The sequence below is a fragment of the Flavobacterium sp. genome (assembly GCF_039595935.1).
Classification (GTDB): Bacteria; Bacteroidota; Bacteroidia; order Flavobacteriales; family Flavobacteriaceae; genus Flavobacterium.
Genome location: NZ_JBCNKR010000006.1, coordinates 640,423 through 654,012 on the forward strand (window position 1 = coordinate 640,423; position 13,590 = coordinate 654,012).

Annotated in this window: 12 protein-coding genes; all 12 read right to left on the reverse strand. The window is 33.0% G+C overall.

What is annotated here, in order from left to right; all coding sequences use genetic code 11:
* Nucleotides 1-7 precede the first annotated feature (7 nt).
* Nucleotides 8-1,297 carry a phenylacetate--CoA ligase gene (locus ABDW27_RS12465; protein ID WP_343696211.1) on the reverse strand — a complete coding sequence of 430 codons (1,290 nt, stop codon included), beginning with the start codon at nucleotides 1,295-1,297 and terminating at the stop codon, nucleotides 8-10.
* Nucleotides 1,294-2,961: a C45 family peptidase gene (locus tag ABDW27_RS12470; protein WP_343696212.1), complete on the reverse strand. Its 1,668-nt coding sequence runs from the start codon at nucleotides 2,959-2,961 to the stop codon at nucleotides 1,294-1,296. Before ABDW27_RS12470 ends, ABDW27_RS12465 begins: the two co-directional genes overlap by 4 nt.
* A gap of 6 nt (nucleotides 2,962-2,967) precedes the next feature.
* A complete protein-coding gene (locus ABDW27_RS12475) occupies nucleotides 2,968-4,485 on the reverse strand; it encodes an NAD(P)/FAD-dependent oxidoreductase (RefSeq protein WP_343696213.1) in 1,518 nt (505 codons plus the stop codon).
* Complete coding sequence (locus tag ABDW27_RS12480) at nucleotides 4,486-8,166, reverse strand: 1-acyl-sn-glycerol-3-phosphate acyltransferase (protein WP_343696214.1); 3,681 nt, start codon at nucleotides 8,164-8,166, stop codon at nucleotides 4,486-4,488. It abuts the gene before it with no gap.
* A 162-nt stretch (nucleotides 8,167-8,328) separates the two neighbouring features.
* Nucleotides 8,329-9,516, reverse strand: coding sequence for a DUF2062 domain-containing protein (locus ABDW27_RS12485; protein ID WP_343696215.1), 1,188 nt, complete (start codon nucleotides 9,514-9,516; stop codon nucleotides 8,329-8,331).
* A gap of 18 nt (nucleotides 9,517-9,534) precedes the next feature.
* Nucleotides 9,535-10,020: a hypothetical protein gene (locus ABDW27_RS12490; RefSeq protein WP_343696216.1), complete on the reverse strand. Its 486-nt coding sequence runs from the start codon at nucleotides 10,018-10,020 to the stop codon at nucleotides 9,535-9,537.
* 2 nt (nucleotides 10,021-10,022) lie between these two features.
* The gene (locus tag ABDW27_RS12495) at nucleotides 10,023-10,394 is read right to left on the reverse strand and encodes a 3-hydroxyacyl-ACP dehydratase (protein ID WP_343696217.1); all 372 of its coding nucleotides are present in this window, start codon (nucleotides 10,392-10,394) and stop codon (nucleotides 10,023-10,025) included.
* A gap of 11 nt (nucleotides 10,395-10,405) precedes the next feature.
* Entirely contained in the window at nucleotides 10,406-11,020 is a 615-nt protein-coding gene (locus tag ABDW27_RS12500; RefSeq protein ID WP_343696218.1) for an outer membrane beta-barrel protein, read from the reverse strand.
* Nucleotides 11,020-11,613 carry a porin family protein gene (locus tag ABDW27_RS12505; RefSeq protein WP_343696219.1) on the reverse strand — a complete coding sequence of 198 codons (594 nt, stop codon included), beginning with the start codon at nucleotides 11,611-11,613 and terminating at the stop codon, nucleotides 11,020-11,022. The genes ABDW27_RS12500 and ABDW27_RS12505 overlap by 1 nt, the downstream gene beginning before the upstream one ends.
* 38 nt (nucleotides 11,614-11,651) lie before the next feature.
* Nucleotides 11,652-12,287 carry a hypothetical protein gene (locus tag ABDW27_RS12510; RefSeq protein ID WP_343696220.1) on the reverse strand — a complete coding sequence of 212 codons (636 nt, stop codon included), beginning with the start codon at nucleotides 12,285-12,287 and terminating at the stop codon, nucleotides 11,652-11,654.
* Nucleotides 12,253-12,885: an outer membrane lipoprotein carrier protein LolA gene (locus tag ABDW27_RS12515; RefSeq protein ID WP_343696221.1), complete on the reverse strand. Its 633-nt coding sequence runs from the start codon at nucleotides 12,883-12,885 to the stop codon at nucleotides 12,253-12,255. Before ABDW27_RS12515 ends, ABDW27_RS12510 begins: the two co-directional genes overlap by 35 nt.
* Complete coding sequence (locus ABDW27_RS12520) at nucleotides 12,875-13,579, reverse strand: polysaccharide deacetylase family protein (protein ID WP_343696222.1); 705 nt, start codon at nucleotides 13,577-13,579, stop codon at nucleotides 12,875-12,877. The genes ABDW27_RS12515 and ABDW27_RS12520 overlap by 11 nt, the downstream gene beginning before the upstream one ends.
* Nucleotides 13,580-13,590: the final 11 nt, after the last annotated feature.

Sequence of the window (13,590 nt, forward strand, 5' to 3'; positions counted from 1 at the left end):
CACTTTACTAAGTTCTATAGTCGAAAAATCGAATTGGTTTTCGGCTCATTGGGTTAAAGACCAAAGGGTTTAAAACTTCTTTTGAGGCAAATTCTATTTTTGGAGTTACTCTTAATTTGGCTCTAAAGTGATCTTTAATTTCCTGTAAAAATTCTGGCGTTTGATTTTTTACGGCAATTTTTATAAGGATTTCATCCGTGCCTAAATCGTTGGTAGAAATTTCAATAATATGATTTTCGATATTATCAAATCCGCTTAAAACATCGTTCATTGCAGGCGGATAAAGTGTCGTACCTTTATATTTAATCATCTGCTTTTTACGGCCAACAACGGGACCAACACGAAAAGTATTTCTTCCGCAGGCACAAGGTTCGTCATGCAGTTGTACAATATCACCTGTTTTAAAACGAAGCAAAGGCATGGCTTCAATTCCTAAAGTGGTAAAAGTAAGTTCGCCGGTTTCTCCATTTTTAACAGGTAAATTATTTTCGTCTAAAACTTCAATAATAATTAATTCAGGATGATGATGTCCGCCTTTTCCATGTTCACACTCTGTAAAAGCAGTGCTCATTTCCGTTGAAGCATAAGTCGAAAACAACTTAATATTCCATTTATCCGTAATTTTTTTAGACAAGGTATTCATTGAAAAATCCTGATCGCGTAGAGATTCTCCAATACAAACTGCCCCTTTTATACTTGAATTATTATAATCGATTCCGTGAATTTCAGCGTACTCAATTAACTTCAATAAGAATGACGGAACCGTAATTAAATGCGTTGGATTGTATTTTAAAATCGAATCCCACTGCATTTCCGGAATACCGGCACCTACACGAATAACGCCCACTTTCAATTTTCTCAGACCTAAAAAATAAGCCAAACCAGCCATAAATTTTCTGTCAATTGTCGTCATTAACTGCACAACATCGCCTTCGGTAATTCCGGCGCAGGCAAACGAAATGGCTTCATTATAAGCTAATCGGTCTAAATCAGAATCTGTTAAACCAAAAGTTACAGGATCGCCTAAAGTTCCAGAAGTAGAAGCGTAGTCGATAATTTTATTTTGCGGAACACACAAAAAATCATCATTATACTGCTGTAAATCTTCTTTTGTCGTAACTGGCAGATGCTGTAAATCTTCCAGCGTTTTAATTTTTGAAATATCAATATTCTGTCCGGCAAAAAGTCTTTTATAAAAAGGAGAATTTTGACTTATGTATTCTAGAAGTTCAACTAATTTTTTTTCCTGAAAAATTTTAATGTCTTCTAAAGAATCTTTTTCTATTGCTGGAATCATTGTAACTTTCTTTTGATTTTTCTTAAATATTTTTCAATTTTTTCTTTGTCAGGCGCTGTGGTAATTTCCTTGGTTAAAGCTTTTTCAAAATGAAGCTTCGCCTGCTGAAAATCTTTTATTTGGTAAAAATACAATCCTGCTTTATAATACACAACCCAATAATCAGGGTTTAAGGATTGATAATTCTGAATGTATTCTGGAGATATAGTTTCCTTTTTCTCGAGAAGATCATCCATTTTATGATTTTCAATTCTAAATTTTTGATAATCATGATATGCCACAGTTTCTAAAAACGGATCTTTGGCAATATTCAAATTTTCTTTTTGAAGAGAAACCAAAGTATCGTTTCTTTCTTTATTGAAAACAGCATTCAAGTCATAACAGATAAATTCGCCTAACTGATACGGATTTGCCGAAACCCAGACTAATTTTTCTTTTGGTTTAAAAATAATACCATGATGGGCCATTAACTGATTTAATGCTTTTTCAGATCCATACCCCAGGGAAATATCTTTTAAACCATTTTTATTCCTCAAAATATCCGAAGCCGTTTTAGGATTTATTTTTGGATTTTGCGTTAAAAGTTCCTGCATTCTTTCAAAGCGATATTCAGAATGGCTGTTTACGATCTGCTCTTGATTTCTTCGGTCATTTTTAAAAGCATCGCCCTGAAAATGATTCGAACAAATTAGTTCATCGTTGTTTGGAACATCATAAACGTCCATTTTTTTTGGCGAAACCTCAATCAAAATGGCTTTGTTATCGTGAGCGCTTCCCACCATAATAGATTCAGAAACAAATACATGTCTTTTTTTTGCAATAGCAATTGCTTCATCTATATTTTTGGCATGCTGTAAAATTTCACGTGTCAAAATTGAAATAGGGGTTTTGGCAATCAGCGGAATTTTAGATTTTGAAGCATTAATTGTTACCGTCAATCCTTCCAGATTCATTCCTGAAACCGCGCCAACCATTCCGGGCCAGGTTACCATCATAAACGGATAACCTTCTTTTGGTTTGATAAAGGCTGCAATTTTATTTTCTGCGAAAGCATCATTTACATAAAAATCAAAATTTCGTCCGAGGATTAAACTGCCGTCTTCTGTTTTTTCATTCCAGACCGCAAAAGACGTGCAGCCCACCAGAGCTAAATCCTGCAAAGCGTGTCCGATATCATGAGCGCCATGCAGATATAAACCGCGTTGATATTTGGGTGCGATATAATTAAATTCATTCGAAGTGTATTCTGAAACGCCATAAATTTCGGTTTGATATTCTCCGGGAACATTCAGATATAATTTGCGATTGTACCATTTTAAAAACTGGCGAAGTAATCTTTGCTGAAAACTCGACGGGATGAAATCGTTGATTTTGGAAAAGAAAATCTGCTGCTGTTTTTTTAAAAGAGAATCGGTCAAAGCTCCCGTGTTTAAACCAATTTCAAGCGGATCACCTTCTGCATATAATTCCCAAAGACCTTGTTTGTTTTTTAAAAGAGAATTTTTTCCGGAGATAAAAACCGAATCAGATTTTTTAACGACAATTGGTTTTTGCGAATTGTAACCAGAAAGATCGGGTTTGTGATGCGCTGATTTTGATGTTCCGCACGAGACGAACAGTTGTAAAAAACCGATAAATAAAAAAAGTAAAATTCGGTTTTTCATCATTCTTTATTCAGATTCGCGATTAATTTTGGTAACTAAATATTCTTTGCCCACAATTTCAGAACAAGTGCCAACAGCTCCAATGGTAACTCCCAAAACGCCGTGCATATTGCTGCTTTGTCCGGTAAGATACAAATTATCCAGTTTCGTTTTTGACGGAATCATGGTTTTCATCGGATTATTTGAATCCTTAACATACCCGTACATATTTCCGTTGTGTCCGCCAATATAATCACGATACGAAAGTGGAGAAGAAGTATGAATTGATTTTATACAATCTCTGATTCCGGGAAATTTAATTTCGATTTCATCTAAAAATTTAGAAGCTTTTCTCGATTTAAATTCCTCGTAACTTTCGCCCCGATCGTTTTCTTCGGCAGTTGTATTAAAAGTGTCAGCCCAGGGCACAACATCTTCATATTTCATGTAAGTTAAAAAAGTCATTCCGTCGGCCCAGATTTCATTTTTTTTAGAAGCATTCATCGAAGCCATATACGATTTTGGCCAGGAATCTTCATCATAGTCCTGAGTTGTCCAGACTTCGCTGCTTTTCTTAAAATGATAAAAATTATGATTGATGTATTTAAAACTTTCGGGTTTAAAAACGATATATAAACTAAAAGCCGAAATAACATCATCAAGGTTTTGAATTCGATTGACAAAAGCTTTTCTGAAATTTTCTTCGCCAGCCATTTTCAAAGTTGTTTTGGGTTCAATGTTTGAAATAAAAATAGAACCCGAAACCTGAGTTCCGTCTTTTAAATCTACCGAAATCACTTTGTTTTCTTCAACATTAAAACGAGTGACTTCTTTGTATTTATAAAATTCTCCGCCGTATTTTTTAAGCTGTTTTAAAAGCTGTTTAGTAATCTGACTTCCGCCATTAATGCAGCGCCACGAACTTTGAATGTATGAGTTTACCGAAAGAGCATGAACGTAAAAAGGCGATTTATCCGGAATACCTGCATAAAGAAAATTAGATCCGGCAAGTACCGCTTTTAGTTTTTCATTTTTTGTAAAACTGTCGATAGTATCTTTTGCATTTAGCTCCAGAATTTCGCTTTCGTATTTTCCTTCCCAGTTTACATTATAAAGCGGAAAAGAATCACAAACCGTTTTTAGTTTTTCGCAGTAAAGGGAAATATTTTCTTTTTCTTCAGGGAAAAATGCAGTAAGCTGTTTTACGAAATTTTCATATCCCTGTGCATGCGGATATTCGTTTGGATCATCTTCAAAAGAAATAACATCAAACCGATCGTCATCTAATTTTTTTAAATTCAGCTGATCGATAATACCCAGATATTTGAAATATTTATGTAGATTCTGCCCTTTGTCTAAACCGCCGATATAGTGAATTCCGGTATCAAAAATGGTTTTATCACGAACAAAAGTCTGAAGATTTCCTCCGTATTGATTGTTTTTTTCGAGTACACAAACGCTGTAGCCTTCTTTAGCTAAAATTATAGACGAAACCAAACCGCCTAAACCGCTGCCAACAATAACTACATCGTATTGCTCTTTCATTTATTTTTTGTTTAATACCGTAATTCCATTTTCTTCAGAAAGAATCTCAAAACCAGAATTAATCAATTTTGTTTTGTAATGCAGAGAATGTATTAAGATTACCGAAGAAAATTTTGAGATAAAATTTTCAGGGTTGTCATTGTAACTTTGATCTGAAATTAAAACCATTTCATATTGATTTTCAACGGAATATTCTAAATGATCTAAGTAATGTATTTTTCTCTTTTTTAGGAAATAATTGGTTTTGGCAACCGAAGATTTTTCTTCATCGCTAATAAAAGAAAATATTTTTCGCTGTGGTTCCTGCAAAGCCAATAAAACATCAAGCTGTCCGTAATCGTTAGCAATATGTAAAAATTTTGCCTTTGGCTGAATGTATTTATTCAGGTTAAAATAGATTTCTAAATTCTGTTTTAAATCTTTTTTTACAGCATTGCCAATTTCAATTTCTTTATAATCGTAACTGTTAATCAGCATTTTTTTGAAATAATCAGGACCTTCGAGTTCTTGTCTTATTTTACGATGTTCCGTTTTAAAAAAAGCACTTATTTGTTTGGTTCTTTCTGTGTAATTATTTCCATAAGAAGTGTTTTCAGGCGTAATTCTTTCCAGAATCGTAACCGTTAAACTTCCGTCATGAATGATAAAATCGCCTTTCGGAATTAACTCCGAAGCACCATGAATCACAACAGGAACAATGTCTAAATTAAATTCTTCGGCAAGGAAAAAAGCGCCTTTATGAAATCTTTTTACAACATTACTTTCTGAGCGCGTTCCTTCCGGAAAAACCATTAGCGAATAGCCTTGATTTACTTTTTTACGCAAATGTTCAACGCCGCCTTCAAGACCTTCAGAAACAGGATAAAAACCTGCTTTTCTTACAACGCCGCCAAAAATAGGAGAATTGTAAACCCAGTCGCTTACCAGAAATATAATTTTAGGACTCAGCATTCCGATTGACAAAATATCCAGAAAAGAAGAATGATTGGCAATAATTACAGTCGGTTTTTCGAAAGTTTCATTGAAATTATTAACGACTTTTTTGCGTATAAAAGGATTCGAATACAATACCGATTTCATGAATTTTGAAACGATATAACGAAAGCCGTTCATTTTTGTTTTTTTGCTAAGCGGCAGAATCGGCATTATTGTGAAACTTAAAAAAGACATCACAATTCCGCCCAAGCCATAATAGGCAAACGAAAAAACACCGTATAAAAAAGTACGTAACTGAAAAGGCGGATTTCCTTTTTTAGGTCTGTTTGTTAAAAATAATTTATACAGAATTGGGTAAAAGATAAACGTTATAATCAACGCCGCAAAAACCCCAATTAACGAAACCGAAGAAATAGATCTCAATGCCGGATGTTTGGCAAATACCATAGCACCAATTCCTAAAATAGTGGTTATTACCGCCAGGATAATTGACGTTCTGTAAATGGCAATTTCGTTTTTCCCGTCAGTATATTCTTTTTGTAAAGCGCTGGTCATGAAAATACTAAAATCAACACCATGACCAAAAATCAACGTGCAGACAATCATGCTGAAAATGTTCATTTGAATGCCAAATATTCCCATAATTCCGGCTGTTACAATTCCGGTTAAAGCAATAGGAATGCAGCTTACGATTACCAATTCGATTCTTCGGAAAAAGACAAACAGAATAAGAATTACAGCAACAAATGAATAATTTACAAGTGAATTAAAATCGGTTTTTAAAGTGCTGAAAAACGTTTCGTTCATTTGCTGACGATCAATTGCAATAAGATTTTCTTTTGCAGAAGTTGATTTTACAAAACGATCGCGCTGTTCCGGCGTAACTTTTACCAAAGTTGAAATCGTATAAAAACCATTTTTTTCGGTTACAAATTCTTTTAATTGTAATGCCTGAACTTTTAAATAATCTTCGGTAGAAATGGGTTTGAAATCAAAATCTAAATGATCAAAAAAAAGAGAATATGTATTTGGCTTGAAGCCAAGTTTTGAACCTTCGGAAATTAATTGAGATTCTAATAATTGTTTTTTATCAGAAGTCCAGAACGAATTCCATTTTGCGATTTTTTCTTTTTGTGTTTTCTCCGAAAGAACAATTCCGCCAACGGAACTAAAATTCAAAATTTTGTCTTGTTGTTTTTCTTTGGATAAATCAGAAAAAAGTTTGCTGTTGTTTTGCAAAACTTCTTCCATACTTTTTCCGTAAGAAGCAACATAAATGGTTTTTGAAGTTAAACTGGTACTTTCTTCCAATTGTTTTTCGGCAGCTTTAATGTCTTTCGGAACAAAATTTAACTGCGACAAATCGTTGTTGAAACCAACATCATTATAAGTAAAACAGCAGATTATAGTAATGATAACGCAAAATCCGATTAAGAATTTATTGTTATGAAATGAAAAATGAGCGAGTTTATCAATCACATTTTTCTTGTGTTCAAAATTGTTTTCTTTTGGTTTGTATAAATGCGGTACAATTAAAAGAGAAAATATTGCCGACGCCATAACGATAACGGCAGCGAAAATTCCGAGATCATTCAATGCATCAGATTTTACAAAAAGCAGACATAAAAACGCTACGGCAGTTGTAGAACTGCTCATAATTACAGGCATCGTAATGTCTTTGTACAATGTTTTGATGTCGCTGTTATGCTTGTAATGCGTAAGAATGTGAAGCGAATAATCGATCGTGATTCCCAATAAAATAGAACCAATTCCGAGTGAAATAGCCGAAATTTGTTCTTTTACAAAATATAAAAACGCAACGGCAAATAAAGCTCCGAAAACAGTTGGCAGAAAAATAATTAACGGAATAAATATTTTTCGGTAAAACAAAATCAAAATCAGCATCAGCGTAAACATTGCGATTGAAGTTGTCAAAACAATATCGCTTTTAATTTGTTTAGCATTGGCGGCCGCAATTAAAGCTGAACCAAAGTAACTTACAGAAGTTTTGCTCTTAAACTGTGTATTTAAATTTTCCTGAATTGATTTTAGTTTTTCGGCAAAAATGCTGTTTTTTTCTGTTTCGCTTGATGAAATATCTGAGGTTATAAAAAGCAGTAATTTCTTTTTATCCTTTGTCATTACAAAACCATTGTCAAGCGTAAAATCGTCGCCAATGTTTAATTGCTGTAATTTTTTTAAAGCAATAAAAGAAATTCCAAGCGGATCCTGCAGAATAAAATCTTTAGTGATAAATCCAGATGGCGAAATTATTGACTTATAATTTCCCTGGACGGTTGCTGCAATGCTGTCTTTTTGCAGTTTAGTTTGAATCGCTTCATAATCTTTATCTTCAAGAAAAAGCGGTAGATTATTGTAAACAAAATCAATAGTTTCCTGAATATTTTCTTCGTCGATTTTTCCCTGAATTCCGGTTATGTAAGGTTTGCAGGATTTAGAAACGCTGTCTGAAAAGACTTGTGCCATTTCTTTTAAATCTTCGCCAGAACCGTTTTTTTCGAGTTTAAAAATCACGGTAGTTTTATCGGCAAAATTTAATTGTTTTAAAACTTTAGCGGTTGCATCGGCTTTGTCGTTTGTTGGGATAAGTTTGGTAATATCTTCCTCAAATTTGATTCGGGAAGCGAAAAATCCAAATACTAAAAGCATCAAAACAGCCAGTAGAACCGACAGAGATTTTCTTCGGTTTACAAATAAATGAATGGCGTAAAAGTATTGATGCATGATTAATTTATTATTTTTTTGCCAGAGATTAAAAAATTAGCTTTAGTTTGTCACCCCTGAGCGAAGTCGAAAGGCGTTCCAATTGAACGTGGGCTTCGACTTCGCTCAGCCTGACAACGGGATGTAAAAATCATTTTAATCCGTATAATCTGTGGCAAAACCTTATTTAATATTCGGTTTATTTTTAGAACTAAAAGCGCTTAAAAGCAAATAACTTATAAGACCAGCTGATAGTGCTAAAACGGTTGCTAAAATAAGACTTCCGACGATATATTGTGCAGCGTTTTTTTGAATATCGTCGAGTGTGGCCGAACTATCTAAAATTAACGGCGCATTGCTCGAAATAAATAGACTTCCAGTTTTTAAAGAACCGTAGATTACAAGCGGAATAAACGGCGGAAAACTCACATTTGACGATAAAAAAGCGATTACTTTATTGAGCCTGAACAAAGCTGCAAAAGTAAAAAGAAGAATGGTTTGAAATCCCCAAAAAGGAGAAATTCCGATAAAAATTCCCAGAGCAATCGAAGCAGATTTCGTGAAATTAGAATCGTTGCTTTCTAAAATATCTTCTAGGAAAAACTTTTTAAAACCTTTTTTTTTTGCTCGCCGAAAAAAATCGCGAGGCTTAATATACAACAAAGCATTGGTTACCAAAACTGTATTCAAAATACTGATTCGGGTAAAATCTCTAAATGGTCGAAAATGTGAAACTCTTTCTGCAGGATCATACAAAACCTGAATGGGAATATTTTTTACTGTAATTCCTTTCCAGGCAGAGCGAACGATTACTTCAATTTCAAACTCAAATTTATTGGTATAAAATCGCTTCGGAATTAATTTAAGTGGATATAATCTAAAACCAGATTGTGTATCCTGAAGTTCAATTCCGGTTTCGAACTTAAACCAGAAATTGGAGAATTTGTTACCAAAACTGCTTTTCTTGGGAACATTTTCCTGAGTCATGTTTCGGCTTCCTATTAAAAGCGAATTTGGTTCGTCTTGAATTGCTGAAATGAAATTTGGAATATCAGAAGCAAAATGCTGCCCGTCAGAATCTATTGTGATGGCGTATTCAAAATGGAGTTCGATTGCTTTTCTAAAACCATTTCGCAGCGCTCTTCCTTTTCCTAAATTTTTAGGATGATGAATTTGAGTAAGCTGCGAATATTGTTTTAAAATCTCGTTGGTTTCATCTGTAGAACCATCGTTGACAATTATGACATTTTGAGTGAAATCTAAAATAGAATCCAACACTTTTTTCAATGTTTTCTGGTTATTGTATGTGGGCACAATAACACAAAAAGAAGTCGAATCGAGCAATTCCTGCTTTGATAAAATAGGTTTCATTGAGAATTTTTCGTGATCTTACTTTACAAACTGTTTCTCTTTTTCAGAGAAACTTTTAGATTGCAAAACAAAGTCTTTTAGATAATCTTTCAAAGCACCATTTTGCTCGGCATAATGTGCTGTGATGAATTTTTTATCTTCTTTAATATTTTTTCTATAACCTGTAATTCCGGGAACATTCTCCTGAATACTCAATCGAATCATTCTGATTTCGATATTATTAGGTTCGCTTTTTATAGTCGATTCCAGAAGTTTTGCACCTTCTTTAAAACGGGAAATTTTGTTTCCTAATACGCTTTCAAACTTTGAGTCTAATAAAATTGAAGCCGCTTTGTAAGCCACTAAAATTTTATCATCGTTGTTTGAAACGCCGGAAAGCTTTTCGATAAATTCTTTAGAATTGGTTTCTGATTTTGCAACATCCGTATACATTTTGCGAATGGAAGCCAAATCTGGAGTTCCCGCAAAATTTATCCATAAAAGTAATGACAATAGTAATTTCATAATTATAATTTTTTATACACGCTGCTTAATTTTAAAGCTGCGGTATCGTTAAAATATGTGGTGTTTTTCACCTTTACCAAATCATCTTCTGTGGTTGTTATGTCAAGTTCTAAACGAAGTTCAGGATTGGTTTCCGGATTAATCAATGCCATGAATTTTACATTTGAAAGAGTTTGTATCATTAAAGTATTTTTTGTGATCGACTCAACAAGTTCTTTAATAATCTGAATCATGCAAACGCCCGGCATTATTGGGTTTCCAGGAAAATGACCTTTAAAAACCTCATGATTGGCATTAACTAATATACGAATATTATATTTAGCATCGCCTGTTTTCTCTTCTGAAAGTACTTTGTAAAAGTCTTTTAATACCATAATTTATTTTTTTATTTCGTATCGAAAGAGTACGAAACACCTATTTGAAAATTGACGTTAGTATTATAATCGCCAAAGAAATAATCGTTATTAGAATTGTTATAATAGTAATCGCTGTCTAAAACATCGAAAAGACCTTTTTTAAATCGAATTTCAAATCCAAGTCCCGAAGGCATTTTATAAGCAACACCAGTAACAAACGAAAGGTCATTATAAGTTTTTCTAATAACTAAGTTATCGTCTAAGTGAACATCTAAAGCAGGTCCAAATTGTACTTGTAAACCTTGTCCAAATCTTAATTTGTTAATTAAACCAAACGACAAATAGCTTATTTGTAAATCCTGATAAACCACTCTTTCTGCCTGAGTATTTGGATCAATAAAGTTTCGGGCAACATTATTAGAACCCTGCCTGATATAATTTATTTCCGGTTGAAGCGAATAACGTTTTGATAAATCTATTTGTCCAAAAGCACCAATGTAAAAATCCGGTCTGTAATCAGCATGCGTTTCTGAAATTGTCGATAAACTCAAACCAGCTCTAAAACCCGGATTAAAAGTTACCTGAGCTTTTGAGACAAAGATTCCGAAAAATAAAACAAAAGCAAATGCTGTTATTTTCTTCATTATTTTACTTTAAAAGTATAGCTGATACCGATCTGGAAAACCTGATTTAAGATAACATCATCATAATAATAATCGTTATTATCAATGTCGTCATAACCATAAATATCTATCATTCCTTGTTTGATTCGAGCTTCAAAAGTTAAACCATTTGGTAGCGTATAACCAACACCTCCAACAATGGCAAGGTCAAAACCTTCAGGATTGCTGTTGATATAATTATCACCCACTTTTATATCTAAAGAAGGTCCGGCTAAAACGTGAAAACCTTTTCCTCCAAAATGATATTTTGCAACTGCACCAAGTGTCAGATAATTTAATTCATACTTTTCAGAATAATAACGGCCGTTTTCAAAATATCTTCCTTCATCACCTTGTCTTGAATAAGTAATTTCAGGCTGCAGCGAAAAATATCTATTAAATTTAATATCTACCAATCCACCAACATAAAAATCAGTTTTAGAGCTATTATCATCAATATTGGTTAAAGTTGAGATATTTAGACCGCCTCTTAGTCCAGGGCTCACTTTTACCTGTGCTTGTGATTTTACAAGACCGATAAATAAAACGAATGCAATTAAGGTTATTTTTTTCATTTTTTGATTAGTTTAATTTTATGCTTAGTTTAAATTTTCTATTCTGATTTAAAATAATTTAACTCAATTTTTAGCTTAATATTTTGATGAATTATCTGAATCTTCTCAGCAAAAATATTGTTTTCTGAATTGAAAAGCAGTGTAAATTTTTCTTTTGTTTTAGAAGCGTTAACAATCTTCTCTAATTTTTGATCTTTTTTAGATGTAAAAATATAATTGTCACGTTTGCCATCTGCCGATTTATAAATGTCATCTGATTCGTTTTCAAATTGTTCCTGAATCACATATTCCTTTTTTAGAAGTAATCGAAAATCTTCTTTTAAAGTATTAATTAAAATTTTCCGATCTAATTCTGATACAATCGAATTGACTTTAAAATCGGTTTCGGAGATTTCAAAATCCATTAATTTATTTCCGAATTCCGTTGTAAAAACAATTCTGTGCGTTGTGTCGTTTATTTTTTTGGCGATGAAAATTCCCGACAATTCATTTCCATAAACAGAGATATTAGTTTTATAAACATAATCGGTTTTTGAATCAGAAAAATAAGGAACAGTGTAAGACGTTTTGTCTAATTTTTTTGGCGTATAGTTTTTTGTGACCGAGCCGCAAGAAACCAATACAATTGCCAGAAAGCAATTAATTAGTAAAAACTGAATCGTCGATTTTTGCATTGATCACTTTATTTTTAAGTACAATTCGGGTATAATCTTCAGATGATTCTAATAATTTTACCTGAACCACAGTTGCTTCTTCTTTGTCAAAAGTCAGTTCAATCTGTTTGATATATTTTTTCAGCGTCGCATCTTTCGGAATAAATTTCGCCAGATTTTGACCTTTTACTTTAAAATACGAAATCGTAAATTCTTTATCGTCGAACATATTTCCGCTGACACTTCCCACAATTAATTTATTGATACGGGCAAAAATTTTACTGTTGCCAATATCAACGGCACTTTTCTTTCCTTCATCGTTAATCAGGATTTTTCCATTTTTAAAAGTAATGCTGTAATTGTATGGTTTTTTATATTGCCATTGAAGTAAAGCAGGTTCTTTGAAAACCATTTTCCCTGAAGTTTCAATATCTTTCGAAAGAAAATCTAAATGTTTATACTGAACAAAATCAGTACTTAAAGTTTTGATTTTTTTTGCCACGACATTTACATCTTGTTTAAAAGATGCAATTTCGGCATCGGTCATTTTTTGTTCTTGTGCCGATAAATTGAAACCGCCGATAATTAAAAATAAGAATAAATATATTTTAGTCTGCATAAGCTTTAAGATTCAAAAGTTCCTCAATCGAAACCACTTCATAATTGTTTTGCTGTAAAAATTGCAAAAACTGTTCCAATACCAAAACAGAGTGTTCGCCGGTATCGTGCAAAAGTACAATTCCGCCCGGAGAAACACGTTTTATAATTCTATTGAAAATTAATTCCTGATTTTTTGTTCCTCCATCAAGAGAACGAATATTCCAGCCAATTGTTTTGTGTCCGGTAATTTTTAAAGCTCTTCGAATCGAAGGCGTCGTAACTCCGTAAGGCGGACGAAAGAAGTTTATTTTTTTTGAAGTGAATTTTTCCAGCAGTTTATCAGTTTTACGAAGTTCATCCGTTATTTTATCTTCATTATAAAAATCGAAAAATTTAGAATGAGAATAAGAATGATTTCCAACCAAATGACCTTCGGCAATAATTTGTTTTACGATTTCAGGATGCTTTTCGATATTTTTTCCAATGCAGAAAAAAGTTGCTTTGACATTATATTTTTTCAAAAGTGCTAAAACTTCCAAAGTAAATTCACTTGGACCATCATCAAAAGTTAAAGCAATTTTTTTCTCTGTTTCGAGTGGATTATTACAATAAGCTTTTACATGATAATTAGAAGAAATTCTCGAAGAACCAACAGCATTTATCCCGATCCAGATAAAAATTATAGCAAAAAAATACCACAGATTTATTGCCATATAAAGATTCA